Origin of the sequence: Streptomyces sp. SID10853 (assembly GCF_010548145.1) — a bacterium.
GTDB lineage: Bacteria > Actinomycetota > Actinomycetes > Streptomycetales > Streptomycetaceae > Streptomyces.
On record NZ_JAAGLN010000004.1, the window covers coordinates 17,006 to 41,294 of the forward strand.

At 69.8% G+C, this 24,289-nt stretch carries 22 protein-coding genes, 1 tRNA gene and 2 pseudogenes; 12 read left to right on the plus strand and 13 right to left on the minus strand.

All coding sequences use genetic code 11. The features are described 5' to 3' along the window. The first annotated feature begins 75 nt into the window (after positions 1 to 75). A complete protein-coding gene (locus G3I19_RS37205) occupies positions 76 to 258 on the plus strand; it encodes a hypothetical protein (RefSeq protein ID WP_164258832.1) in 183 nt (60 codons plus the stop codon). Between the two features lie 109 nt (positions 259 to 367). Here the strand turns inward: G3I19_RS37205 and G3I19_RS02160 are convergent, their stop codons facing one another. From G3I19_RS02160 to nth, 4 genes are all read right to left on the minus strand, one after another. Continuing rightward, a complete protein-coding gene (locus G3I19_RS02160; RefSeq protein WP_164258834.1) occupies positions 368 to 1,792 on the minus strand; it encodes a 6-phospho-beta-glucosidase in 1,425 nt (474 codons plus the stop codon). A 153-nt stretch (positions 1,793 to 1,945) separates the two neighbouring features. Beyond that, positions 1,946 to 3,151, minus strand: coding sequence for a MarP family serine protease (locus G3I19_RS02165; RefSeq protein ID WP_164258840.1), 1,206 nt, complete (start codon positions 3,149 to 3,151; stop codon positions 1,946 to 1,948). A gap of 117 nt (positions 3,152 to 3,268) precedes the next feature. Then, positions 3,269 to 3,979 (minus strand): CoA pyrophosphatase, encoded by a 711-nt coding sequence (locus G3I19_RS02170; protein WP_164258841.1) that lies wholly within the window; start codon positions 3,977 to 3,979, stop codon positions 3,269 to 3,271. 172 nt (positions 3,980 to 4,151) lie between these two features. Further along, the gene (gene nth, locus G3I19_RS02175; RefSeq protein WP_164258842.1) at positions 4,152 to 5,342 is read right to left on the minus strand and encodes an endonuclease III; all 1,191 of its coding nucleotides are present in this window, start codon (positions 5,340 to 5,342) and stop codon (positions 4,152 to 4,154) included. Positions 5,343 to 5,673: 331 nt separating this feature from the next. Between nth and G3I19_RS02180 the strand changes: the two genes are divergently transcribed. Next, complete coding sequence (locus tag G3I19_RS02180) at positions 5,674 to 6,348, plus strand: Crp/Fnr family transcriptional regulator (protein ID WP_164258843.1); 675 nt, start codon at positions 5,674 to 5,676, stop codon at positions 6,346 to 6,348. Positions 6,349 to 6,446: 98 nt separating this feature from the next. Here the strand turns inward: G3I19_RS02180 and G3I19_RS02185 are convergent, their stop codons facing one another. The 4 genes from G3I19_RS02185 to G3I19_RS02200 all read right to left on the minus strand — a co-directional run bounded on the left by G3I19_RS02185 (position 6,447) and on the right by G3I19_RS02200 (position 8,940). Next, a complete protein-coding gene (locus G3I19_RS02185) occupies positions 6,447 to 7,277 on the minus strand; it encodes an MBL fold metallo-hydrolase (protein ID WP_164258844.1) in 831 nt (276 codons plus the stop codon). A 46-nt stretch (positions 7,278 to 7,323) separates the two neighbouring features. Continuing rightward, positions 7,324 to 8,193 (minus strand): NUDIX domain-containing protein, encoded by an 870-nt coding sequence (locus G3I19_RS02190; RefSeq protein ID WP_164258846.1) that lies wholly within the window; start codon positions 8,191 to 8,193, stop codon positions 7,324 to 7,326. A 121-nt stretch (positions 8,194 to 8,314) separates the two neighbouring features. Next, complete coding sequence (locus tag G3I19_RS02195) at positions 8,315 to 8,782, minus strand: RidA family protein (RefSeq protein WP_164258848.1); 468 nt, start codon at positions 8,780 to 8,782, stop codon at positions 8,315 to 8,317. Continuing rightward, the gene (locus G3I19_RS02200) at positions 8,779 to 8,940 is read right to left on the minus strand and encodes a DUF4177 domain-containing protein (protein WP_164258849.1); all 162 of its coding nucleotides are present in this window, start codon (positions 8,938 to 8,940) and stop codon (positions 8,779 to 8,781) included. Before G3I19_RS02200 ends, G3I19_RS02195 begins: the two co-directional genes overlap by 4 nt. Positions 8,941 to 9,011: 71 nt before the next feature. Here G3I19_RS02200 and G3I19_RS02205 point away from each other — a divergent pair, with 71 nt between their 5' ends. Both G3I19_RS02205 and G3I19_RS02210 read left to right on the plus strand, forming a co-directional pair. Continuing rightward, positions 9,012 to 9,971 (plus strand): ArsA-related P-loop ATPase, encoded by a 960-nt coding sequence (locus G3I19_RS02205; protein ID WP_164258851.1) that lies wholly within the window; start codon positions 9,012 to 9,014, stop codon positions 9,969 to 9,971. Beyond that, positions 9,968 to 11,398: an ArsA family ATPase gene (locus tag G3I19_RS02210; protein WP_164258853.1), complete on the plus strand. Its 1,431-nt coding sequence runs from the start codon at positions 9,968 to 9,970 to the stop codon at positions 11,396 to 11,398. Before G3I19_RS02205 ends, G3I19_RS02210 begins: the two co-directional genes overlap by 4 nt. A 59-nt stretch (positions 11,399 to 11,457) precedes the next feature. Here G3I19_RS02210 and G3I19_RS02215 read toward each other — a convergent pair whose 3' ends face one another. Further along, positions 11,458 to 11,805 carry a WhiB family transcriptional regulator gene (locus G3I19_RS02215; RefSeq protein WP_164258855.1) on the minus strand — a complete coding sequence of 116 codons (348 nt, stop codon included), beginning with the start codon at positions 11,803 to 11,805 and terminating at the stop codon, positions 11,458 to 11,460. 411 nt (positions 11,806 to 12,216) lie between these two features. Between G3I19_RS02215 and G3I19_RS02225 the strand changes: the two genes are divergently transcribed. Continuing rightward, positions 12,217 to 14,490 carry a transglycosylase domain-containing protein gene (locus tag G3I19_RS02225; RefSeq protein ID WP_164258857.1) on the plus strand — a complete coding sequence of 758 codons (2,274 nt, stop codon included), beginning with the start codon at positions 12,217 to 12,219 and terminating at the stop codon, positions 14,488 to 14,490. A gap of 512 nt (positions 14,491 to 15,002) precedes the next feature. On the opposite strand, the gene G3I19_RS02230 is transcribed toward G3I19_RS02225, so the two are convergent. Next, positions 15,003 to 15,467, minus strand: coding sequence for a GatB/YqeY domain-containing protein (locus tag G3I19_RS02230; protein WP_164258858.1), 465 nt, complete (start codon positions 15,465 to 15,467; stop codon positions 15,003 to 15,005). A gap of 77 nt (positions 15,468 to 15,544) precedes the next feature. Between G3I19_RS02230 and G3I19_RS02235 the strand changes: the two genes are divergently transcribed. The 4 genes from G3I19_RS02235 (at position 15,545) to G3I19_RS02250 (ending at position 18,046) form a co-directional block, all read left to right on the plus strand. Then, entirely contained in the window at positions 15,545 to 16,483 is a 939-nt protein-coding gene (locus G3I19_RS02235) for a metallophosphoesterase (protein WP_164258861.1), read from the plus strand. A gap of 112 nt (positions 16,484 to 16,595) precedes the next feature. Next, positions 16,596 to 16,669 (plus strand) — tRNA-Pro (locus tag G3I19_RS02240). 253 nt (positions 16,670 to 16,922) lie between these two features. Continuing rightward, positions 16,923 to 17,597 (plus strand): DUF433 domain-containing protein, encoded by a 675-nt coding sequence (locus G3I19_RS02245; protein WP_164258863.1) that lies wholly within the window; start codon positions 16,923 to 16,925, stop codon positions 17,595 to 17,597. Further along, the gene (locus G3I19_RS02250) at positions 17,594 to 18,046 is read left to right on the plus strand and encodes a DUF5615 family PIN-like protein (RefSeq protein ID WP_164258865.1); all 453 of its coding nucleotides are present in this window, start codon (positions 17,594 to 17,596) and stop codon (positions 18,044 to 18,046) included. Before G3I19_RS02245 ends, G3I19_RS02250 begins: the two co-directional genes overlap by 4 nt. Before the next feature lie 54 nt (positions 18,047 to 18,100). Here the strand turns inward: G3I19_RS02250 and G3I19_RS02255 are convergent, their stop codons facing one another. The 3 genes and pseudogenes from G3I19_RS02255 to G3I19_RS02265 form a co-directional block, all read right to left on the minus strand. Then, positions 18,101 to 19,624, minus strand: a complete 1,524-nt coding sequence (locus G3I19_RS02255) for a LacI family DNA-binding transcriptional regulator (protein WP_164258867.1) — start codon at positions 19,622 to 19,624, stop codon at positions 18,101 to 18,103. A gap of 30 nt (positions 19,625 to 19,654) precedes the next feature. Further along, on the minus strand, positions 19,655 to 20,005 hold the full coding sequence (locus G3I19_RS02260) for a helix-turn-helix domain-containing protein (protein WP_164258869.1): 351 nt from the start codon (positions 20,003 to 20,005) through the stop codon (positions 19,655 to 19,657). A 203-nt stretch (positions 20,006 to 20,208) separates the two neighbouring features. Further along, positions 20,209 to 20,460 (minus strand): annotated as a pseudogene (locus G3I19_RS02265) (helix-turn-helix transcriptional regulator). Between the two features lie 613 nt (positions 20,461 to 21,073). Here G3I19_RS02265 and G3I19_RS02270 point away from each other — a divergent pair. From G3I19_RS02270 to G3I19_RS02280, 3 genes and pseudogenes are all read left to right on the plus strand, one after another. Then, positions 21,074 to 21,891: pseudogene (locus tag G3I19_RS02270) on the plus strand (hypothetical protein). Next, entirely contained in the window at positions 21,888 to 22,586 is a 699-nt protein-coding gene (locus G3I19_RS02275) for an ATP-binding protein (protein ID WP_343234956.1), read from the plus strand. The pseudogene G3I19_RS02270 and the gene G3I19_RS02275 overlap by 4 nt, the downstream one beginning before the upstream one ends. Positions 22,587 to 22,684: 98 nt before the next feature. Then, positions 22,685 to 23,977 (plus strand): hypothetical protein, encoded by a 1,293-nt coding sequence (locus G3I19_RS02280; protein WP_164258871.1) that lies wholly within the window; start codon positions 22,685 to 22,687, stop codon positions 23,975 to 23,977. The last annotated feature ends 312 nt before the right edge of the window (positions 23,978 to 24,289 follow it).

Consider the following 24,289-nt stretch of genomic DNA (forward strand, 5'->3'; position numbering starts at 1 on the left):
AAATGCCTGGCGCATAGGCCAATTGGCCCCGTGGGACGCGATTACCGACCATGGGGCACGGGCAAACACGGTGGTATGGGCTGGACGCACGACTACGGTGACGCAGCACGCAACCGCCGCTCGGCCACGGGCCTGAGTACGTACGAGAGGGGCGGGCCACACGACGTGGAGGACGACGATCCACCTCTCGGCATTCCGCGCATCATCCGCCGCCGGGCCCGCTGGGTGTCGGCACGGTTACGGCACTCCAGGCCGTGACCAGCCCCGGCGATGTCCCGGGACCGTCCCGTCCCGAGTGCTGCGCCCCAGTCCTGGGCCCGCGTCCCGGTGAGAGCTCAGCTCTTCGACCGGCCCGGCTCAGCTCAGCTCATGTCTTCGTGAGGTAGCCGAGGCCCGGATGCACGGCCCGGTACCCGTCGAGCAGCCTGCCCGCCACGTTCACGGAGTCGACCAGCGGGTGCAGGGCGAAAGCCCGGACCGCGGCCCGTGCCGATCCGCTCGCCGCCGCCTCCAGCACGGAGCGCTCCACCGCCTTCACCGCTGACACCAGGGCCGCCTCATGGCCCGTCAGCTGTGAAACCGGCAGCGGCCGGGGCCCGTTCGCGTCGATCCGGCACGGGACCTCGATGACGGCCGCCTCGTCGAGCACGGAGAGCGTACGGCCATCCGTACGGCTGTCCCGACCCTCATCCGTACGGCCGTCCCCGCGCTCGACCGTACGGCCACCTGCCGAGGCGCTGCCGTTGGGCACGTTCAGGATCAGGGTGGCGCTCTCGTCCCGTGCGATGGCCCGCATCAGGGCCAGCGCGACGTTCTCGTAGCCGCCCGACTCCAGGTCGTCCGCCTCACGTTCGCCCGCACCCGCGGCCTCGCGGTTCTCCGCCATGTACGTCGCCTCGCGCTCGGCACGGGTGCGGTCCCAGGCCGCGAGCGCGGGCGTCGACGGGTGCGCCATCTCGTCGTAGAAGCGGGCCTGCTGGTCGTGCAGGAAGGCGCCGCGGGTCTGTTCCGCCTGCTGGTAGACGGCGACCGTCTCGCGGTTGAAGTAGTAGTAGTGCAGATATTCGTTGGGGACCGAGCGGATCGAGCGCAGCCAGTCGGCTCCGAAGAGCCTGCCCTCCTCGAAGGAGGTCAGCAGCCGCTCGTCGTCGAACAGCCGGGGCAGCACGTCCCGCTCGCCCACATACAGCCCGCGCAGCCAGCCCAGGTGGTTCAGTCCCACGTAGTCGAGCCGCGCCGCGTCGGGGTCCGCGCCGAGGACCCGGGCGACCCGGCGGCCGAGGCCGACCGGTGAGTCGCAGATCCCGATGACCCGGCGGCCGAGGTGGGCGGCCATCGCCTCGGTGACGAGACCCGCCGGGTTGGTGAAGTTGATGACCCAGGCGTCCGGGGCGAGCCGGGCGACCCTGCGGGCGATGTCGACCGCGACCGGGACCGTCCTGAGGCCGTACGCGATACCGCCCGCGCCCACGGTCTCCTGGCCGAGGACGCCCTCGGCCAGTGCCACCCGCTCGTCGGCCGCACGGCCCGCGAGCCCGCCCACCCGGATCGCGGAGAAGACGAAGTCGGCGCCGCGCAGGGCGTCGTCGAGGTCGGTGGTGGTACGTACCTCCGGCGCGTCCGGTACGTCCACCGCCTGGTCGGCGAGGACCCGCGCCACGGCCGCCAGCCTGGCCGGGTCGAGATCGTGGAGCGTGAGGTGGGTGACCCGGCCCGCCGCGTGGTCGCGCAGCAGCGCCCCGTACACGAGCGGCACCCGGAATCCTCCGCCGCCGAGAATCGTGAGCCTCACCGTGCGCCTCCCGCTGTCCTCACCGTGTACGCCTGACCCCGCTGTGTACGCCTGACCCCGCTGTGTACGCCACCTGCCGGCCCTGTGGCTGACCGCCGTGTACATCTGACCGTCTGGTGCGCCTGACCCGCTATGTGCGCCTGACCGCCGTCGTCACAGTGCGCACCCCTGAGTGTCCACCTGCTGGTTCGCGGTGAGGCCCTTGGCGATGTCCGGGCGGACCTCGTCGGCCGAGAGCGCGTACCCGGTGTTGCTGTCGTCGAGCGACTTGGCGAAGACCACCCCGTACACCTTGCCCTGGGGGGTCAGCAGGGGTCCGCCCGAGTTGCCCTGCCGGACGGTCGTGAAGAGGGAGTAGACGTCGCGGGTGACCGTCCCGCGGTGGTAGATGTCCGGGCCGCTGGCGTTGATCCGGGCGCGGACACGGGCGGATCGGACGTCGTACCCGCCGTTCTCCGGGAAGCCGGCGACGATCGCGCTGTCGTTGGTGTGCGCGTCGTGGTTGGTGTCGGTGAACTTCAGCGCGCGCGCGTGCAGGTCCGGCACGTCCAGGACGGCGATGTCGCGCGACCAGTCGTAGAGCACGACCTTCGCGTCGTACAGCTTGCCCTCGCCGCCGATCTGCACGGTGGGCTCGCTGACGCCGCCGACCACATGGGCATTGGTCATCACCCGGTGGTTGCCGATGGCGAAACCGGAGCCCTCCAGGACCTTGCTGCACCCGGTCGCGGTGCCGACGACCTTGACGATGGACTTCTTGGCGCTCGACACGACCGGGCTGCTGGCCAGCGCCGGGTCGGGCGGCTTGACGTCGGTGATCGGCTCTCTGTCGAAGGGGCTGAAGACCTGGGGGAAGCCGTTCTGCGCCAGGACGGATGTGAAGTTCGTGAACCAGCTGCCGGCCTTGGCGGGCATCACCCGGGAGACCCCGATGAGCACCTTGGAGGCGCGGACCTCCTTGCCGAGGGTCGGCAGGGTCGTACCGGCAAGGGCCGATCCGATCAGCCAGGCGACCAGCAGCATGGCCACCACATTGACCAGCGCGCCGCCGGTGGCATCGAGGGCGCGCGCGGGTGACCAGGTGATGAAGCGGCGCAGTCTGTTGCCCAGGTGGGTGGTGAGGGCCTGGCCGACGGAGGCGCACACGATCACGATGACGACCGCGACGACCGTGGCCGTCGTGGAGACTTCGGACTTCTCCGTGAGCTGGTCCCAGATGATGGGCAGTACGTAGACGGCGATGACGCCGCCGCCGAGGAAGCCGATCACCGACAGGATGCCGACGACGAAACCCTGGCGGTAGCCGATGACCGCGAACCACACAGCGGCCAGCAGCAGCAGGATGTCCAGCACGTTCACCGTCGGGAGCCTCGCTTTTCGTCGCCGGTCACGGTCAGCCGGCCGGTGGTGCGGCCCGTGGAAGAGCCGCAGTGGTTCGCAGCGTCGCCCGAGTGGCCCAGTACTTCGGCCACCCTGTCATGCGCGCCAGTCGAGCGGGACCTGTCTGGAGTGGTCCCAGGGCTTTTCCCAGCCCGCGAAGTGCAGAATCCGGTCGATCACCCCGGCGGTGAAACCCCAGACCAGGGCGGATTCGACCAGAAATGCGGGGCCCTGGTGACCGCGTGGATGGACCGTCGTCACCCGGTTGGCGGGGTCCGTGAGATCCGCCACGGGAACCGTGAAGACCCGGGCCGTCTCGCCGCTGTCCACGGCCCGTACGGGGCTGGGCTCGCGCCACCAGCCGAGCACGGGCGTCACGACGAAGCCGCTCACCGGGATGTAGAGCCGGGGCAGCACGCCGAAGATCTGCACACCCGCGGGGTCGAGGCCGGTCTCCTCCTGGGCCTCGCGCAGCGCCGCCCGCAGCGGTCCTGTGGTCTGCGGATCGCCGTCGCCCGGGTCGAGGGAGCCGCCGGGGAAGGACGGCTGCCCCGCGTGGGAGCGCAGGCTGGAGGCCCGCTCCATCAGCAGCAGCTCCGGGCCGGCCGCGCCCTCGCCGAAGAGGACCAGCACGGCGGACTGCCGCCCGCCGCCGCTCTCGGGCGGCAGGAACCGGCTGAGCTGCTCGGGGCGCACCGTGCTCGCCGCGTGCGCCACGGGTGTCAGCCATCCGGGCAGCCCGGACTGCGTCACGGCGAGCGGGCTCTCCTGAGTCCGGCCCGAGTGTCTCTCTCCAGCGCGCGTCATCGGCACCCCCGACCCTTCCGAACCTTCCAACGCCTGTGGCGGGCCTGATCGTTCCGCACGGACGGGTGGTTCCGCACGGCGGGGTGGTCGCGATCCGCGGGGGCGTTCCGCACGGTGGGGCCATGGCGCACGGCGCGGAGGTCCCGGTCCGGCCGGCCGGTGCGGGCCGCCGTCACCCGGCCGCCATCGGCGGGGCCGGCTGTCCCGGATAGTCCGCGGGAGGCTTCAGCCGCTGGCCGGGCTGTCCGCCCTTCTCGTACTTCAGCAGCTTCCGCGCCTTCTCCGGGTCTGTCTCGCCCTCGCCGTACGCAGGGCAGAGCGGGGCGATCGGGCAGGCGCCGCAGGCCGGTTTACGGGCGTGGCAGATCCGGCGGCCGTGGAAGACGACCCGGTGCGAGAGCATCGTCCAGTCGCTCTTGGGGAAGAGCGCGCAGACCTCCGCCTCGACCTTCTCGGGGTCGGTCTGCTCGGTCCACTTCCAGCGGCGCACCAGCCGCCCGAAATGAGTGTCGACGGTGATTCCCGGCACTCCGAACGCATTACCGAGAACGACATTGGCCGTTTTCCGCCCCACTCCGGGCAGTGACACCAGATCTTCGAGCCGGCCCGGTACCTCGCCGCCGAAGTTGTCCCTGATGGCGGTGGACAGGCCGAGGACCGACCTCGCCTTCGCCCGGAAGAACCCGGTCGGCCGCAGGATCTGCTCCAGCTCCTCGGGGTCGGCGGCCGCCATGTCCTCCGGCGTCGGGAACTTCGCGAAGAGCCCGGGCGTCGTCTGATTGACCCGGAGGTCGGTGGTCTGGGCGGAGAGGACCGTGGCGACCAGCAGCTCGAAGGGGTTCTCGAAGTCGAGCTCGGGATGGGCGTACGGATAGACCTCGGCCAGCTCACTGTTGATCCGGCGCGCCCGGCGGACCAGGGCGGCATGGGACTCCGACCTGGGAATCCTGACAGCCTCCACGGCGGGCGCGGCCGCCTTCTGCGCCGCCGCGGCGGCCTTCTTCGAGGATGCAGCCGCTTTCTTGGCGGGCGCAGCCGCCTTCCCCGCTGCCGCTGCCGCTGCCGTCTTCTTCGAGGATGCCGCCGCCTTCTTGGCAGGCACAGCCGCCTTCCCCGCTGCCGCCGCCTTCTTGGCAGGCACAGCCTTCTTGGCCTTCTCGGGTGCGGCCTTGACCGGAGCGGCCTTTCTGGCAGGAGCCGCCTTCTTCGCGGGAGCGGCCCTCTTGGCGGGCGCTGCTTTCCCGGCGGGCGCAGCCTTCTTCGCGGGCGCAGCCTTCTTGGCGGGCGCAGCCTTCTTACCGGCCGGAGCCTTGCCTGCCGCCTCCGCCCCCGCTACCGCTGCCGCCTCTGTCGGCTCTGCCATCTCGGTCCCCTTCACCGGTTCACCGGTTTCGTCACGTTTGCGGCCTTTTTCGCCCGGGTGGGCGACTGTTCGCCCACAGCAGAATCACAGCGCGGGTGACACCCGTTCAGCCCCCTGACTCTCTGCTCTCACCGGCCTTTTGGACACTCGGCCAGCCTAGAGGCAGGCACCGACATCCACCCCGGTCACAGCCAATTCCCAACCCAATCGGCCCCCTCCCGCACAAGCCGCAGCAGCAGTGCGTCAAACTTGTGACTGATCACACTGATTGACCCGTCCGGCATGATGGGAACCAGCCGGTTCCCTGAGCAGGTCGACAAGGAGAGAACTCGTGGACGACGTTCTGCGGCGCGCCCCGCTCTTCGCGGCGCTCGATGACGAGCAGGCCGCTGAGCTGCGCGCCTCGATGAGTGAGGTGACGCTCGCCCGCGGCGACGCCCTCTTCCACGAGGGCGACCCCGGCGACCGCCTCTATGTGGTCACCGAGGGCAAGGTAAAGCTGCACCGCACTTCCCCCGACGGCCGCGAGAACATGCTGGCCGTCCTCGGCCCCGGCGAGCTGATCGGTGAACTGTCCCTCTTCGACCCGGGCCCGCGTACCGCCACGGCGTCGGCGCTGACCGAGGTCAAGCTGCTCGGTCTGGGCCACGGCGACCTCCAGCCCTGGCTGAATGTCCGCCCCGAGGTGGCCACGGCGCTGCTGCGCGCGGTCGCCCGCCGGCTGCGCAAGACCAACGACCAGATGTCCGACCTGGTCTTCTCGGACGTCCCCGGCCGGGTCGCCCGTGCGCTCCTCGACCTCTCGCGCCGCTTCGGTGTGCAGTCGGAGGAGGGCATCCACGTGGTCCACGACCTCACCCAGGAGGAGCTGGCCCAGCTGGTCGGCGCCTCCCGCGAGACGGTCAACAAGGCCCTCGCGGACTTCGCCGGACGAGGCTGGCTGCGGCTGGAGGCCCGTGCGGTCATCCTGCTGGACGTGGAGCGCCTCGCGAAGCGGTCCCGCTAGCGGCCGCACCTGCCGTGTACGTACGTGAAGGGGCGCCCCACTGCGAGAGCGGGGCGCCCCTTCACGTACGCACACGGCAGGCAGCACGGCTCAGCTGCTCAGATCAGCCCGTGCTCCCGCAGATACTCCAGCTGCGCCCGTACCGACAGCTCGGCCGCGGGCCAGAGTGAGCGGTCGACGTCCGCGTACACCTGCGCGACGACCTCCGATGCCGTCGTGAAGCCCTTCTCGGCCGCCGTCTCCACCTGGGCGAGGCGGTTCGCCCGGTGCGCGAGGTAGAAGTCGACGGCCCCCTGGGCGTCCTCCAGTACGGGCCCGTGCCCCGGGAGCACCGTGTGCACCCCGTCGTCCACCGTCAGCGAGCGCAGCCGTCGCAGCGAGTCCAGGTAGTCGCCGAGCCGGCCGTCCGGATGGGCGACCACCGTCGTCCCGCGGCCCAGCACCGTGTCGCCCGTCAGCACCGCCCGGTCGGCCGGGAGGTGGAAGCAGAGCGAGTCGGCGGTGTGGCCCGGCGTCGGTACGACCCGCAGCTCCAGGCCGCCGGTGGTGATGACGTCCCCGGCGCCGAGCCCCTCGTCGCCGAGGCGCAGCGCGGGGTCCAGAGCCCGTACGTGTGTACGCGTCAGCTCCGCGAACCGCGCCGCGCCCTCCGCGTGATCCGGGTGGCCGTGCGTCAGAAGGGTCAGCGCGACGCGTTTGCCCGCGCCCTCCGCCGCCGCGACCACGGCCTGCAGATGGGTCTCGTCGAGCGGTCCAGGGTCGATGACGACGGCCAGGTCGGAGTCCGGCTCGGCGACGATCCAGGTGTTGGTGCCGTCGAGCGTCATCGCGGAGGCGTTCGGGGCCAGGACGTTGAACGCCCGTGAGGTGGCGGGCCCGGACAGGACCCCGCCCCTGGGCTGGCCGGGGAGTGCTGCGGCGTCACTCACGCGGGGGCTCCTGTCGTCCTGGCGGTCGCCTCGGGCACGCGGCCGGTCATTCCCCGTCTCCCGTCGCCGGCAGCCGCCGGGTGAACTCATCATGACCCGGCCAGCTCAGCACCAGCTCACCGCCCTCCAGCCGGGCCCGTGCCAGCACCGGAGTGAGCTCCTGCGCGGCCGCTCCCGCCAGGGCGTCGGCCACGGTCGCGTACGGCTGGAGCGAGCGGAGCGTCGAGATCGTCGGCGGCATCATCAGCAGCTCGCCCTTGTCGTACGCGCCTGCTGCCTCCTCCGGCCGTACCCAGACCGTGCGGTCCGCCTCGGTGGAGGCGTTCCGGGTCCGCTGCCCGTCCGGCAGCGCCGCCGCGAAGAACCAGGTGTCGTACCGCTTCGGCTCGAACTCCGGGGTGATCCAGCGGGCCCACGCGCCCAGCAGATCGGAGCGGAGGACGAGACCACGCCGGTCCAGGAAGTCGGCGAAGGACAGATCGCGGTCGACGAGCGCGGCGCGGTCCGCCTCCCAGTCGTCACCCGAGAGGTCACTGACGACGGTGGACGCGGTCTCACCGGCGAGGAGCACACCGGCCTCCTCGTACGTCTCCCGTACGGCGGCGCAGACGATGGCCTGCGCGGACGCGGCGTCGACGCCGAGCCGCGCGGCCCACACCTCGCGCGGCGGCCCGGCCCAGCCCACGAGGCGGTCGTCGTCACGGGGGTCGACGCCGCCGCCCGGATACGCGTACGCGCCCCCGGCGAAGGCCATGGAGGCGCGTCTGCGCAGCATGTGGACGGCGGGACCGGCCGCCGTGTCGCGCAGCAGCATGACGGTCGCGGCCCTGCGCGGTACGACGGCGGTGAGCTCACCGGCCGCCAGGGCTCGGATACGGTCGGGCCATTCCGGCGGGTACCACTGACCTTGGGGCATGGCCGGAGGCTAACCGCTCTCGCGCCGATGTTCGAGAGGCGGGCGGGGCGCCGCTCCGGAGCCCCGGCACCCTCAAGCCTCCAGCTGCGCCCTCAAGCCCCAGCTCGACCTGGCGGCACCCTCAAGCCTTCAGCTCGACCTGGATCTCCACCTCGACCGGTGCGTCCAGCGGCAGCACCGCGACGCCCACCGCGCTGCGCGCGTGCACACCGCGGTCGCCCAGGGCCGCACCCAGCAGCTCGCTGGCGCCGTTGAGCACGCCCGGCTGGCCCGTGAAGTCCGGGGCCGAGGCCACGAATCCCACGACCTTCACGACGCGCTCGATCCGGTCCAGGTCACCGACGAGCGACTTCACGGCCGCCAGCGCGTTCAGCGCACACGTACGCGCCAGGTCCTTGGCGTCCTCGGCGGTGACCTCGGCGCCGACCTTCCCGACCAGCGGGAGCTTGCCGTCCACCATCGGCAGCTGGCCCGCCGTGTACACGTACACACCGGACTGCACGGCCGGCTGGTACGCGGCCAGCGGCGGTACGACGTCCGGAAGCGTCAGCCCCAGCTCGGTCAGCCGCGCTTCGACGGTGCCGCTCATGCGGACTTCTCGCGCTTGAGGTACGCCACGAGCTGCTCGGGGTTGTTCGGTCCTGGCACGACCTGGACGAGCTCCCAGCCGTCCTCGCCCCAGGTGTCCAGAATCTGCTTCGTCGCGTGCACCAGCAGCGGCACAGTCGCGTATTCCCATTTGGCCATACCGCGACTGTAGCCGCTGTCACTGACAGCCTCGGGCGTACCACCGTGCCCGACTGGTTAGGCTCGAATACGTGAGCAGGCTTCAGGTCGTGAGTGGCAAGGGCGGGACCGGAAAGACCACGGTCGCCGCCGCGCTGGCGCTTGCCCTCGCGACGGAGGGCAAGCGCACTCTGCTGGTGGAGGTGGAGGGCCGGCAGGGCATCGCCCAGCTCTTCGAGACCGAGGCGTTCCCGTACGAGGAGCGGAAGATCGCCGTGGCACCCGGCGGCGGGGAGGTGTACGCCCTGGCGATCGACGCCGAACGCGCCCTGCTCGACTACCTCCAGATGTTCTACAAGCTGGGCAGCGCGGGCCGGGCCCTGAAGAAGCTCGGCGCGATCGACTTCGCCACCACCATCGCGCCCGGTGTGCGGGACGTGCTCCTCACCGGCAAGGCGTGCGAGGCCGTCCGCCGCAAGACCAAGCAGGGTCGTTTCGCCTACGACCACATCATCATGGACGCGCCGCCGACGGGCCGCATCACCCGCTTCCTGAACGTCAACGACGAGGTGGCGGGGCTGGCGAAGATCGGGCCGATACACAACCAGGCCCAGGCCGTGATGCGGGTCCTCAAGTCCCCCGAGACCGCGGTGCACCTGGTGACGCTGCTGGAGGAGATGCCGGTGCAGGAGACCGCGGACGGCATCGCCGAACTGCGCGCGGCCGACCTCCCGGTGGGGAACGTCATCGTGAACATGGTCCGCCCCGCGCTCCTGGACGAGCAGACCGTACGGACCGTGTCGGGCGACCGCCGCAAGGAGGTGGCCAAGGCGCTGACCCGCGCCGGTGTCAGCGGCGCCGCGAAGCTGGTGACCCCGCTGCTCGCCGAGGCCGTGGACCACGCGGAGCGGGTGGAGCTGGAGCGCGAACAGCGTGCCGTACTGGCCGAATTGGAGCTCCCCACCTACGAACTCCCGCTGCTCGGCGACGGAATGGACCTCGCCGGGCTCTACCAGCTGGCGACGGAACTGCGGAGGCACACCACGTCATGACCCTGGACAGCGTGCCCCTCCTCGACATCGACCCGCTGATCGACGACCCGGCCACCCGCATCATCGTGTGCTGCGGCTCCGGCGGAGTCGGCAAGACCACGACGGCGGCCGCGCTGGGGGTGCGGGCGGCCGAGCGCGGGCGCAGGGCCGTCGTGCTGACCATCGATCCGGCCCGCAGGCTCGCCCAGTCCATGGGCATCGACTCGCTCGACAACATCCCGCGCCGCGTCGCGGGCATCAAGGCCACCGGCGACGGTGAACTGCACGCCATGATGCTGGACATGAAGCGGACCTTCGACGAGATCGTCGAGGCGCACGCGGACAGCGAGCGGGCCGGCGCGATCCTGAACAACCCCTTCTACCAGTCGCTCTCCGCCGGCTTCGCCGGTACGCAGGAGTACATGGCGATGGAGAAGCTGGGCCAGCTGCGGGCACGCGACGAGTGGGACCTGATCGTCGTGGACACCCCGCCGTCGCGGTCGGCGCTCGACTTCCTGGACGCGCCGAAGCGGCTCGGGTCGTTCCTGGACGGCAAGTTCATCCGGCTGCTGATGGCCCCGGCGAAGGTCGGCGGCCGGGCCGGGATGAAGTTCCTCAATGTCGGCATGTCGATGATGACCGGCACGCTCGGCAAGCTGCTCGGGGGCCAGTTCCTGCGCGATGTGCAGACGTTCGTCACGGCGATGGACACGATGTTCGGCGGCTTCCGCACCCGCGCCGACGCCACGTACCGGCTGCTCCAGGCGCCCGGCACGGCCTTCCTGGTGGTCGCGGCGCCGGAGCGGGACGCGCTGCGGGAGGCCGCGTACTTCGTGGAGCGGCTGGCGGCCGACGGGATGCCGCTGGCCGGGCTGGTGCTCAACAGGGTGCACGGGAGTGGGGCCGCGCGGCTCACGGCGGAGCGCGCACTGGCCGCCGCGGAAAATCTTGACGACACCGGCATTGTGGATCAGGAGGCCGGGAATGAAGCAGTTCGTGACTCCACGGGCCCCTCTCCCGAGCCCGGAAACACGGAGCACGGAGAGCTTTCCGAGACCCCTGAGCCCCCCGAGACCCCTGGGACTTCCCCAGTGACAGCCGAGACTTCCGCCGTGACGCCACCGGAGGCCGACACATCAGATCCGTCAGATCCGTCAGATACACCAGAGCCGTCAGTTACGTCGGACACGTCAGCAGCCGAAGCCACCCCCGAACCGGCTGGAGCCATGCCGGAGCCGACAGTCGACGCACTGACCGCCGGCCTGCTCCGACTGCACGCCGAACGCATGCAGGTGCTCGCCCGCGAGCAGCGCACCCGCGACCGCTTCACCGCGCTCCACCCCGAGGTGGCCGTGGCCGAGGTGGCCGCGCTGCCCGGTGATGTCCATGACCTGGCAGGGCTCCGGGCCATCGGTGACCGCCTCGCGACCGGTCGTTCCCCGGCCTGAGTCGGTAGTCAGCCCCGCTCACTCGCCCTGCGACGACGCGGGTCTCCCCACGGCGGCGGCTACCCCACGGCGGCGTACGTCTCCTCGAACGCTTCGTCATCCGCGACGATCGCGGGCAGGATGCCCGTGCTGCGCTCGTACTCGGTGCGCGCGGTCTCCAGCAGTCGACGCCACGAGGTGACGGTGGGACGCCTGCGCAACAGCGCACGCCGCTCCCGCTCGGTCATGCCACCCCACACGCCGAATTCGACGCGGTTGTCGAGCGCGTCGGCCAGGCACTCCGTACGCACCGGGCATCCGGTGCACACCGCCTTGGCCCTGTTCTGCGCTGCCCCTTGTACAAACAGTTCGTCCGGATCGGTAGTGCGGCAGGCTGCCTGCGCACTCCAGTCAGTTACCCAGCCCATCCCGGCGCCGTCCTCTCCCGAATTCGAGGCTCCCCCACGGCGGCAGCGGCATATTCACCGCTGCCAGTTGAGGACGTTACGGAAGGTGGGCACAGCGCAACACCCCCTTCGGGCCCAATCTTGAATGGTCCGAACGGACTATGCGTACGCGGCAGATCACCCAACGGAGTGAGCGCAGGACATTCTTCACAACCCCGGCAAAACGGGGCAGTTCATCCATGCCACATCGGACGCCGGGCTACACATGGGGCATATTCGGCGCACATTCGCCCTATTCGGGGAGAGCGATATCGCGCCAGGGGGCTTGATACGGGAGGGCACTGCTGTGACAGTTAGGTGCAGCTTAGGCCAAGGCATGTCCGCGTGTCCGGCGAATGAAGCTGCTCCTTCTCCACCACGTAGGCTGCCCTCATGCCAAAGAAGCGCTCCGGCGGGGGTCTCACCAAGACCCAGCAGGCCGCCAAATTCATCGGTGTCGCCGCGCTCTCCGGAGCTGTACTGGCGGGCATCGCGCTGCCGGCAGCCGGAGCGCTGGGGCTCGCGGCCAAGGGCACCGTCAAGGGATTCGACGACATCCCCGCCAGCCTCAAGACGCCGCCGCTCAGCCAGCGGACCACGATTCTGGATGCGAACAACAACCAGATCGCGTCGGTCTACGAGCGGGACCGCACGGTGGTGAAGCTCCAGGACATCTCGCCGTACATGCAGAAGGCCCTCGTCGCGATCGAGGACGCGCGCTTCTACCAGCACGGTGCGATCGACCTCAAGGGCGTGGCGCGCGCGGTCAACCGCAACGCGCAGGAGGGCGGCGCGGCCCAGGGCGCGTCGACCCTGACCCAGCAGTACGTCAAGAACGTCTTCGTCGAGGAGGCGGGCGACGACCCGACCAAGGTCGCCGAGGCCCAGCAGAAGAGCCTGGGCCGCAAGGTCCGCGAGCTCAAGTACGCGATCCAGGTCGAGAAGTCGCTCGGCAAGAAGAAGATCCTGGAGAACTACCTCAACATCACCTTCTTCGGTGAGCAGGCGTACGGAGTCGAGGCGGCGGCCCAGCGGTACTTCTCCACATCCGCGAAGGACCTGACGATCAGCCAGTCCGCGTTGCTGGCCGGTCTCGTCCAGTCGCCGAGCCGCTACGACCCGATCAATGACATGGAAGAGGCCACCAAGCGGCGCAACACCGTGCTGCAGCGCATGGCCGATGTCCACTCCATCTCGCAGCCGCAGGCCGACAAGGCGATGGCCGAGCCGATCAAGCTCAAGGTGACCAAGCCCAAGAGCGGCTGCATCACCGCGGTCAAGGGCTCGGGCTTCTTCTGCGACTACGTACGCAAGGTGTTCCTCACGGACCCGGCCTTCGGCAAGACCAAGGAGGAGCGCCAGAAGCTCTGGGCGGTCGGCGGCCTGACCGTCAAGACCACCCTGGACCCCAAGGCGCAGGCGTCGTCGAATGTCGCGGCCACCTCGCGGGTCAACAAGGACGACAAGATCGCGGACGCGGTGGTGCAGGTCCAGCCGGGCACCGGCAAGATCCTCGCGATGGCCCAGTCCCGCCCGTACGGCCTGGACCCGTCGAAGCACGAGACGGTGCTGAACCTCTCGGTCGACAACAAGATGGGCGGTACGTACGCGGGCTTCCAGGTCGGCTCGACGTTCAAGCCGATCACCGCGGCCGCCGCACTGGAGAAGGGCATCAGCCCGTCGCAGAGCTTCACGACGGGCTCGAAGATCTCCCTGCCGGGTACGAGCTTCCAGAACTGCCAGAACCAGCCGGCCGACTCCAGCCCCTGGTCCGTGCAGAACGAGCTCACGTCGGAGAAGGGCACCTTCGACATGACCAGCGCGCTGGGCAAGTCGATCAACACGTACTTCGCGAAGCTGGAGCAGAAGGCCGGCCTCTGCGAGACGATCACCATGGCCGACAAGGTCGGCTACATCCGGGGCAACAACAAGCCGCTCCAGGCGGTGCCCTCCACCACCCTCGGCGGCCAGGAGTCGACCCCGCTGGCGATGGCCTCGGTGTACGCCACCTTCGCCAACCGCGGGACGTACTGCTCCCCGATCGCCATCGAGTCGGTGACGGCGCCGGGCGGCAAGCAGATCCCGGTGCCGAAGTCGTCCTGCTCGTCGGCGATGAGCGAGCACACGGCCGACACGATCAACCAGATGCTGAAGGGCGTGGTCGCGGACGGTACCGGCAAGCAGGCCGGGCTCAGCGACCGCGACAACGCGGGCAAGACGGGTACCACCGACGAGCGCAAGAACGCGTGGTTCGTCGGCTACACACCCAACCTGGCCACGGCAGTCTGGGTCGGCAGCGACGGCTCGCAGCAGATCCCGATGACCAACATCAACATCGGCGGCCACTACTACGACGAGGTCTGCGGTGGCTGTCTCCCCGGCCCCATCTGGAAGACGGCGATGACGGGGGCGCTGTCGCCCTCCGAGACGCCGTCGTTCAACAAGGTCAGTGTTCCGCGCGGCCACTCCAGCGGCGACAAGAGCCACGACAAGCAGGGTGGCGACCAGGCCGGTGACCAGGGCAACGGAACGGACGGCGGAACCGGCGGCGACGCGACCGACGGCGGCGACCAGGGCAACGGCGGCGGCCAGCCGGGGACCGGCGGGATCTCGTTCCCGCCGGGCTTCTTCGGCGGCAACAACGGCGGCGGCCACCACCGGAGATAACGGACCGCCGGACGCACGACGGCCGGCCGGCCGGTAACGGCAGGCACCCGGACGTCCGAACAGACGTCAGGCGCGGTACGCGAGGAGGGGCGCCCGGTGACATTCACCGGGCGCCCCTCCTCTTTGGCGAGTGAGCAGCAGTCGGGGCGGGGCGGGAGGGGACGGGTGGGGCGGGACGAGCGGGGCGGGACGGGCGGGGGCACGGAACACGGAGTACGGAGCACGGAGTACGGGCAGGCGCCGCCTCGACCGCGAGCCGACTCAGCCGGAAGCCGGAGCCACCTCAACCGCGAGTCGCCGGCCGAGGGCCGGCTCAGCCGGCGAACCGGCCCGGCCGGAGCCACCTCATCCACGAGCCGACTCAGCCACAGCATCTCAACCACGAACCGGCCCAACCGCAGGGCGGCTCAGCCGGCGAACCGGCCCGGCCGGAGCCACCTCATCCACGAGCCCACTCAGCCGGAGCCACCTCGACCGCGAACCGGCCCGGCCCGGCCCGGCCGAGGGCCGGCTCAGCTCGCGAGCCGCTTCTTCACCTCGGCTGCCACCCGGCCGCCCTCGGCGAGCCCGGCCACCTTGGGGTTCACGATCTTCATGACGGCGCCCATGGCACGCGGTCCTTCGGCGCCCGCGGCCTTCGCCTCGCTGACGGCCTGCTCGACGATCGCGCCCAGCTCGTCGTCGCTCAGCTGCTTCGGCAGATACGTGGCGAGCAGCTCGCCCTCCGCCTTCTCCCGCGCGGCGCTCTCGGTACGGCCACCCTGCTCGAAGGCTTCCGCCGCCTCACGGCGCTTCTTCGCCTCCTTGGCGATCACCTTCAGCACCTCGTCATCGGTCAGCTCGCGCGCCGATTTACCCGAGACCTCTTCGTTGGTGATCGCGGAGAGGGTCAGCCGGAGCGTCGAGGAGCGCAGCTCGTCGCGCGCCCTGATGGCTTCGGTGAGTTCTGCGTGCAGCTTGGACTTGAGCGTGGTCATAGGGCCAAGTGTCGCAGGTACGGTCCCGGCGGCGCCCGCAGATTTTGCGGTGACCCGCTGTCTGCGACGATGGAGGTATGCGCGCACGCTATGGGATCCCCCTCAAAGTCACCGCAGGAATCACGGCCGTTGGCGCGGCAGGCATCGCCTATGCCGCCGGATTCGAGGCGCGCTCGTTCCGCCTCCGGCGGGTGACGGTGCCGGTCCTGCCGCCGGGCGCCAGGCCCGTACGCGTACTCCAGGTCGCGGACATCCACATGGTCAGCGGCCAGCGCAAGAAACAGCGCTGGCTCCAGTCCCTGGCGGGGCTGCGGCCCGACTTCGTGGTCAACACCGGCGACAACCTCTCGGACCCGGAAGCCGTACCCGAGGTCCTGGACGCGCTGGGCCCGCTGCTCGAATTCCCGGGTGTGTACGTGTTCGGGTCGAACGACTACTACGGCCCGAAGTTCCGCAACCCGGCCCGCTACCTCTTCGAGAAGGCACAGGGCAAGCACGGCCTGAACGGCAAGGCTCCGGCGGTGGGCGTGGTGCACAACCCGTGGGAGGGCCTGCGGGACGGCTTCGACGCGGCGGGCTGGGTGAACCTCACCAACACCCGCGGGCGGCTCAAGGTGGACGGCCTGGAGATCGCCTTCACCGGCCTGGACGACCCGCACATCAAACGGGACAGGTACGCGGAGGTGGCAGGCGGCCCCGAGCCGGGCGCCGACCTCTCGATCGGGGTGGTGCACGCCCCGTACCTGCGCGCGCTGGACGCGTTCACGACGGACGGCTACCCCTTGGTCCTCGCGGGGCACACCCACGGCGGCCAGCTGTGCATCCCGTTCTACGGAGCGCTGGTCACCAACTGCGACCTGGACACCGACCGGGTCAAGGGCCTCTCCGCCCACGAGTCCGGCGGCAACCGCTCCTACCTGCACGTATCAGCGGGCTGCGGCACGAACCGCTACACCCCGGTGCGCTTCGCATGCGCTCCGGAGTCGACGCTGCTGACACTCACCCCCCGGCGGTAGGCCCGACACCGGGGCGGAATCCGGCTCCACCCGCCCGCCGGGGAAAACCGGATTTCGCCTCAGGCCACAGGTCCGCTAAAGTAATCGATGTCGCCGCCACGCGAGCGACAATCGGGGTGTAGCGCAGCTTGGCAGCGCGCTTCGTTCGGGACGAAGAGGTCGTGGGTTCAAATCCCGCCACCCCGACAGCTGAAACACCAGGTCAGGGGCCTGATCCACTCAGTGGATCAGGCCCCTGAGTGGTTTCCGGGGGCGTCTTGGGAGCCGTTTGGGAGCCAAGTACGGGAAGGCTGCTCCGCAGGCCCCGGCGCTGGAAGGGGCAGCCACCGCGCAGCAAGACGTTCAGACTCCCTTATCTCGAAGGGGTCGCACTGAGCGGGCCCTCGACAGAGAATGCAGTACGGTCGCGCTCATACGGGTGGCACAGAGAGGAGGGTTCATGTCGTACGAACCGAAGCTCGCAGCGGCGCTGTCGGGCGCGACGATGGCCCAGCTCTCTCACTGGCGTCACGCCTCAGGCGCAGGAGGCGCAGTCCTCGTCCCAGAGATCTCGGCTACACGGCCCATCCTGTACTCCTTCCGAGATGTCGTTGCACTGCGAACCTGCGTGCGCCTCCGGCAGGAGACCTCGCTGCAGCGTATCCGTCGCGCAGTGGACTCCCTCAGGGACGATTTGGGCGAGCGAGAGCACCTCTCGGCCTACCAGCTCGTCACCGACGGGGGCACGGTGTATCTGGCCGATCCTGACCATGCCGTCGACCTGATCGGCCGCAAGGGTGGCAAAAGCAACCTCGTCATCCACCAGCTCGTCGATGTCCTAGCCCCGTTCTACCGGAACGGTCGGCACATTCCCGACCTGCTGTCCCCCCGCCCAGATGTCGCCGTGGATCCATCCGTACGCGGCGGTGAGCCGGTAATCCGTGGCACTCGCGTCCCCGCAGCCGAGGTCGCGGCCCTAATCCGAGATGGAATTCCTCCGGAGCAGATCGCCGACTTCTTCCCCGGGGTCAGTGCCGGAGCAGCACTTGAAGCAACCGACTTCACCGATTACGTCGACAGCTACACCGGAACGCCAACCGGTGCAGGCGCGGGTGCGAGCCGAGGCGCCGCTTGAAGCTGCTGCTCGACGAGAACGTGCCGCGTCCTATGGCCGACATCGTCCGCATCCTCCTCAAGGCTCATGACGTCCTGCACGTGCATGATCTGCCCCGATGGGCTGGCACCAAAGACATCGAGCTGTTCGAGAAGGCCCGCGCTGAAGGCTTCGACGCGGTCCTCACCAACGACACCAAACAGATGAGCCGGCACCTTGAAGTCGCGGCGATCGCCGCATCCGGGCTCCATCGGATCGAGTACCGCCAGAACAACAAGCACGGCGGGCTGGTCGGCCTCGGCTCGGCCATCGCCACGGTTTGCGCGGGTCTCCCCCACGCTCTGGCCGAGCTATCGGTCGCAGACGGCCAACGTCTGGTCTCCCTCACCTCTGTCGACCCAACTCGCGCCACCCGTGTCCGCACCGTCGATCCTCAGGTGGCCGCACCCAAATTCTGGCCCACGGGCTGACCCGCAACGGCTGTTCCAGCCGCAGGGCCAACGCCTGTGCTCCTTCAATCTTGCTCAGCGAGGCCCGGGGGCGACCGCGCGTGCGTGTAGGAGGTCGTTGAGCACGCGTACCGGCGAGGTAGGGCACATCGCCAGGCGGGCAGCGAGTGCTGCCTCCCACTGCTCGGTCAGGCCGAGCATGAGGCGCTTGCGCATGCCAGGGGTGACATGGGCATAGCGCGCCGAGACGGAGCCGTCGATGTGTCCCATGCGCTGGTCCATGAGGACCTTCTCGGTGCCGAGGTCCTCCATCACGGTCCTATGGGCGTGGCGCAGTCCGTGAGGCGTGAGGCCCTTGGCGATCGGGAGCCAGCAGGCGTCAGCTCGTTGGCCGGCGCCCCGCCCTCGCGCGGGGACTCCTGGCCACGGCTCGCCGAGTAGCGGCACGGGTCGTGCCTCCTGCGGGGCCTTCTTCGGATACCAGCCCGATACCGCCGGGGTGAACAGCCACGTCGCGAAACCGTTCCTGCGCCAGTGGACCGCAGGCTCCACCACCGCGCCGCCTCGTACGAACCCGAGGTCCGTGATGGCCTCCTCCACCCGCATTCGCGTCGCCTCAGCGACGCGATCGGGGTGGTTGAGGACGTTGGACACCGTCCCCGTGGAGACTTCGGCACGGCGTGCGACGTCGACGAGTTTCGCACCGTGGTGGCCGCCCGTACGAGCCGTGCCCTGCCCGCGGAAGATGTAGGTCCTACCGTGGCAGGGGCAGGGCGTCGGCTTCGTGCGGGCGATGTGATTGGCGACCAGGGCGGACAGCCAGTCCATCGAGTCGAGGGTGCGATAGCTGTCGTCCTTGGGCGGGCAGCGCACCATTTCGCCCGAGTCCAGTTCGTACAGCTGCCATTCGACACGGACGGAGCCCGGTCGAGCGAACTCGGTCTCCAGGCCGACTATTTCGCCCCAGCGCATGCCGGTGTATCCCTTGAGGACGACTGCGACGAACTCGTCATCTCGGCCGGACAGCAGTGCTGCTCGTTCGGCGATCAACAGGATGCCGAGCGGATCGGTGACGACCTTCTCCGGGCCTCGGTCACGGGAGCGGCCCGCGCGCTTGCCCCGCCCACGCCGCCTGGTCGCGGGGTTCGACGTGATCAGTCCTTCGTCGATCGCGTCCTCGTAGATCAGGTGGAACGTCGAGCGCCAGGTCTTGACGCTGGAAGCCGCGTACAGGGCCCTTTCCTTCTTTTCCCACCGGTCGACGTCCGAGCGCAGGATGCCGGCGAGGGCTTGGTCCCCGAAGTCGGGAAGCAGGTGCTCCTCGATGTGGCGCTTGTAGTTCTGCATCGTCGATGCGGCCAGGTCCTGGGCCTCGTACCAGCGGCTCGCGTACTCGCCGAAGGTCTCCTGGCCGAGTGCCGGGTCACGCCAGTCGCCGCGCCGGTACTTGTTCTCGGCCTCGCTCGCGGCGCGCTGGGCCTCGCCCTTGGTGGCGAACTTGATCGCCTTGCCCTGCTCGTCGACGACCGTGAGGTGCTTCCCAGGTACGGTCTTGTACCGGCCACGCCAGTAGTTCGCGCGCTTCTCCGCGAAACCCACGCTCCTCCTCTCCCTTGGTACGCGGTCGTGTCACGCGACGGTGCTGAACTGGCGCTGCCTGGCGCGGACCGGAGGCCGCGCCCGCAGACGGGTTGTGGGCGCGGCACGCTGGGGCGCGTCCGCCTGCTGGGCGTCGGCCTTGGCGACGGTCCGAGCTGTGACGGGCTGGTGCGCCCGTGCGGGCCGTTCCTCGTGGAGGCGGATGATCTCTGCGAGGTGTTCTGCGGTGAAGCGGTACGCGCGGCCGACCCGGGTGAAGGGGATCAGCCGCCGGCGGGCCCTGTCCTTGACCCACCAGGCAGAGCAGCCGAGAACAGCAGCGATGTCCTCGGGACGGTAGAGGCGGGGCGGCGCTACGCCGGTGCCTGACTGCTCAGCCATGCGAGATCGCCTCCTTCGCGGTACGGAGGCGGAACGACAACGGGGCAGGGGGAATGGCCTCTCGCGGCAAGGAGGTTCCTTCTCTGGCGCGGCCGTGCGGAGACGGGTACGCCGGTCTTGGTGGTTCAGGTACGGGCGGGGTGGTGCGCGTAGCGGCTGCCGGGTGTTGGCCCACCCGGGGAGCGCTGTTGGGGCTCGTTCGGCTAACTCGTCTCGGCGAGCAGGGCGAGCGGGGAGAGGCCGAGAGCGGCTGCGATGGCGACGAGGTCGTCGACATCGCAGCGGCGCTGTCTTCATTCGATGCGGGACAGCATCGTGATGGTCATGGGCCGGCCGAGCGCGGTGACACGTTCGGCCAGCTGGCGCTGGGCGAATCCGCGCGCTGTGCGGGCACGGGTAATGGCGCGGGCGGTCAGCACGCCGGCCGGACCAATTCCCAAAGGGCTCTCAGGCATGGGTCAGTTGTAGCTCTGCATTGCCGGTTTGGGTAACCGGCAATGTGCTGCTATGTTTCGCATCTTTTTTGTCAGATCTGGTCCCCAGGGTCCTTGCGAGCGGCGCAACATAGACCGGAATTGGCGGATGACCAAATCACCTGCTGCCCTCATGCTGGTAGCACCTACGTGGTCTCGACGTGGGCATCTTGCATCGCGCGCTCACCAGCGCCGCCCACGGATTCGCTTGCCAACTGCCCGCTTTATGCAACTTCTTGGCCAACCGGCGATTCGGGTTTACCGTTTTAAGGAAGCCGCGCACGACACGTTCGCCGAGAGCTGTTTGCTTTCCCGGCGGAATGCTGGACTTGTGCGGGGAAGATGTGGCTGTCTTGGCCATGCGCCCGGAAACCCCTGCGGTTCCGAGCACATGAAGAAGCCCCCGGCGGGCCAACGCCGGGGGCCAAGAAGTCCCTACCGATATCGCCCGTACCTGAACGATCAAGACGGTGGCGGTCATAACGCCACCGGGTGAGGAACTGTGCATGCCCCAACAAGCTACTGCCTTCGTGGCCGTAGTCGCATCCCCGTCGCCGAACTCGCCTGCTCGGCCCACGAAGGCGGGGCGATAGACATGGCGCGGATACGCACCATCAAGCCGGAAGCCTTCATCTCCGAGTCGCTGGCCGCAGTGAGCGTCCATGCCGAGCGGACCTTCTTCGGCCTGCTTACGCAGGCGGACGACCACGGCCGCTTCCGCGACCAAGCTGCTGTCATCACCGGCGCCCTGTGGTCCCTGCGCCCCGAGCACGGCCCGCTGGAGGTCGAGGACGACCTCACGCAGCTCGACAGTGCGGGACTAATCTGCCGGTACGAAGGCGACGACGGCAAGCGGTACCTGCACATCGTCACCTGGGCCCGTCACCAGAAGATCAACCGGCCCAGCGGCACCCGCTGCCCGGCCTGCCCGCGCCACCAGGGCAGCCGGTCGGACGAGGCGGCCTCGCCTGTTCACGGAGCCCTCCATGAACAGGCCGTGAGCCCTCACCACAACGCTGGGAGACTGCGGTGAGGACTCAGCGTCCGGATCTAGGACCTAGGATCCTGGATCTAGGATCACCTCCGGTGGGGAGCGCAAGCGCCCCCACGCCGGGTTCGGTCTCGGCCAAGGACCTGGTCGCCGAGCACGTCGCCGCATGCCAACACCGCCCGCCCAGCGACGTCCTCGGCCGCCTCGGCAAGGTGGTCAGCAAACTGCTCGGCGAGGGGTTGTCCCCCGACCACATCAGGGCCGGGATGGACCGCATGCGTACCAAGGGGCTGTCCGCTGGGCTGCTGCCGAGCCTGGTCGACGAGGCCATGAACGCTCCACGGGCAGCTGCCGCCCCGCACCGAGCATGGACCAACCCGGCGCCCGCTGACGTCGAGGCGGCCTACGGAGGGCAGCTGTGACCACAGCCACCACCAGCCGGGAGCCGCAGCGCATGAACACCCTCGCCGCCCGCCTCGGCACGATCCTCGCCGAACGGGGCATCGATCCAACTACGTCACCTGCCGAGGCTCCTTCGGAACGGGTGACCGCGCTGGAACTGGCCGCGGCCCGCATCCCACCCCGCTACCGCCACGCCCTCGCCAGCCACCAGCAGGTTGCCGCCTGGGTCGACGAGGTGGCCCTCGCCGCACGGCCCGGCCCGAGCGGCACCCGGGGCATCGCACTCGGACCGTCCCTGCTGATCGCCGGGCCCACCGGCACCGGCAAGACACACCAGGCGTACGGCGCGGTGCGCTCGCTGCTGACCGCCGGGGTACGGCTGCGGTGGGAGGCAGCCACCACAGCCGACCTGTACGCCCGCTTGCGCCCACGCCCCGGCCACGACGCCGAGCGCGACCTCGCCACCCTCAGCACCTGCCCGCTGCTGATCCTGGACGACCTCGGCGCAGCCAAGCAGTCGGAGTGGACCGAGGAGATCACGTACCGGCTGATCAACCGCCGCTACACCGACCTGCTCCCCACCCTCCTCACGACCAATCTGCCGACCGCCGCGCTCCGCGACGCCGTCGGCGACCGCGTCGCCTCCCGTCTCGCCGAGATGACCAGCACCGTCGTCCTCACCGGCGTCGACCGCCGACGCCAGCTCTCCGCCTGACCGCACGGCGCCGCCCCGCACCAGCTCACCTTCACCACACCGCCCGTCCGCGCCCACGCCTGCCCACACGGCGCGGCGGGTCCTTTGGAGACCCCTGCATGACGGAACTTGCCATGCCCGCACTCGGGCACTGGAACGCGATACCTGTCGCGCTCGCCGCCCTCCTGGCCACCTGCACAGTGCTGCTGGTCAGCTGGCTGATCCACCGACGCGCTCCCCGAAACCACGCCAAGCGACAGCCCGGAACGCCCGCGGTCAGGGTCGCCGCGCTGGCCGCGGTCGGATGTACCGCCTACAGCGCCGACACCAGTTGGCGGTTCGCCGCCGACTACCTCGGCATGAGCGGCACCACCGAGCGCGCCGCAATGTTCGCCGCCGCGGAACTCGCCCTCTTCGCCACGGCCCTGCTGGCGCGGCAGAACCTGCACGGCCCCAATCAAGCACCCGGCCTGCCCGGCGTCCTGACCTGGGTGATCACCGCTGTACAGGTGATCCCCGCGTACGCCGAGTCAGGTGTGGTCGGCGGCACGGTGCGGGCCTTCGTGGGACCGGTCATGGCCGCACTGCTGTGGCATCAGGCCATGGGCATCGAACTACGCATCCGCACGCCCGAGGCTGCCTCCCACAGCCTCCTCGCCCGGATAGGTCGCGAAGTACGCGAACGCGGCCTCTCGCGCCTTGGGCTCGCCGAACACGATCGTGACGCCGCGCAGATCAGCCGCGACCGTGCCACCCGCAGGGCCGTCGCCCTGGCCGCGCACCTTGCGGAGCGAACCCCGAAGCAGCGCGCCGGCTGGCGAGGCCGGCGAACCGCGCGACGGCTTTCCCGCGCCGTCGCCCTAGCGTCTGTGGGAATCGACCAGCGCCAGCGCGACGTGCTGCTGCACCAGCTTGCCGTCCGCCGTCACGCGACAGCGCTGGCCACGATCGAACTGCCATCGCCTTGGAACGCCTTCACTCCGAACGAAGGCGCCATGCGCCACGTCGAGACGACTCCGCGGCGCAGCCGATCGGGTGCAGGTTTCGACTTGACGAGCGAGGAAGCCGGGGAGCACGCCGACTCCAACCTTCGTCTTGAGTCCCTGCCTCCCCGATCCGTGCAGAACCAACTTCCCCTGCACGATTCGGTCCCCACCCGCGAGACCACCGAGCCGTCCCACGAGGACGACGTCCCTGCGGCGCAACGCTACGGACGTCCTCCCGGTGCCGAGATGGACGAACTCCTCGCAATCGGCCGCGCGGCCATCGCCATGCACGGAACAGCCACCCGCGCCGTGCTACGGAACGCCATCCGCGAGGCCGACCTCCCCATCTCCGAGGACCGGCTCACCGAACTCAAGGCCCTCTTGGCGGCAGAGCAGGGTTGCGAGACCGCCGTCCCCACGGGGTGACCGGATATCCGGTCACCCCTGAACGCCGAACGGGGGCCGTGGGACCAGCAACCCGTCTGGTCCCACGGCCCCGCCCCATTCGCGCCGCTTGACCAGGCACTCACGGACCTCCCTCGCGACTCACCGCTCGAACCAGCGGGCGTGGGGGACGCTGCCCGTACGTCGACCTGGTCCGCTGCCCTCTCCCCTCAACCAGGAGCTGGACTCCATGCAGGATTCGTGCACCCACAGCCCCGAGCATCAGAACGCGCCCCAAGCCACGCCAGCCCAAAGCGGAGCAAGTTGGAGGTTCGGACACTCCCCGCAGGGGGA

Coding starts and splice junctions, on each gene's coding strand:
- G3I19_RS37205 (WP_164258832.1), top strand. CDS start 76: ATGGGCTGGACGCACGACTACGGTGACGCAGCACGCAACCGCCGCTCG.
- G3I19_RS02170 (WP_164258841.1), bottom strand. CDS start 3,979: ATGACGCGCGCTGGAGAGAGACACTCGGGCCGGACTCAGGAGAGCCCG.
- nth (WP_164258842.1), bottom strand. CDS start 5,342: ATGGCAGAGCCGACAGAGGCGGCAGCGGTAGCGGGGGCGGAGGCGGCA.
- G3I19_RS02190 (WP_164258846.1), bottom strand. CDS start 8,193: ATGCCCCAAGGTCAGTGGTACCCGCCGGAATGGCCCGACCGTATCCGA.
- G3I19_RS02195 (WP_164258848.1), bottom strand. CDS start 8,782: ATGAGCGGCACCGTCGAAGCGCGGCTGACCGAGCTGGGGCTGACGCTT.
- G3I19_RS02200 (WP_164258849.1), bottom strand. CDS start 8,940: ATGGCCAAATGGGAATACGCGACTGTGCCGCTGCTGGTGCACGCGACG.
- G3I19_RS02210 (WP_164258853.1), top strand. CDS start 9,968: ATGACCCTGGACAGCGTGCCCCTCCTCGACATCGACCCGCTGATCGAC.
- G3I19_RS02215 (WP_164258855.1), bottom strand. CDS start 11,805: ATGGGCTGGGTAACTGACTGGAGTGCGCAGGCAGCCTGCCGCACTACC.
- G3I19_RS02225 (WP_164258857.1), top strand. CDS start 12,217: ATGCCAAAGAAGCGCTCCGGCGGGGGTCTCACCAAGACCCAGCAGGCC.
- G3I19_RS02230 (WP_164258858.1), bottom strand. CDS start 15,467: ATGACCACGCTCAAGTCCAAGCTGCACGCAGAACTCACCGAAGCCATC.
- G3I19_RS02235 (WP_164258861.1), top strand. CDS start 15,545: ATGCGCGCACGCTATGGGATCCCCCTCAAAGTCACCGCAGGAATCACG.
- G3I19_RS02245 (WP_164258863.1), top strand. CDS start 16,923: ATGTCGTACGAACCGAAGCTCGCAGCGGCGCTGTCGGGCGCGACGATG.
- G3I19_RS02260 (WP_164258869.1), bottom strand. CDS start 20,005: ATGGCTGAGCAGTCAGGCACCGGCGTAGCGCCGCCCCGCCTCTACCGT.
- G3I19_RS02280 (WP_164258871.1), top strand. CDS start 22,685: ATGACGGAACTTGCCATGCCCGCACTCGGGCACTGGAACGCGATACCT.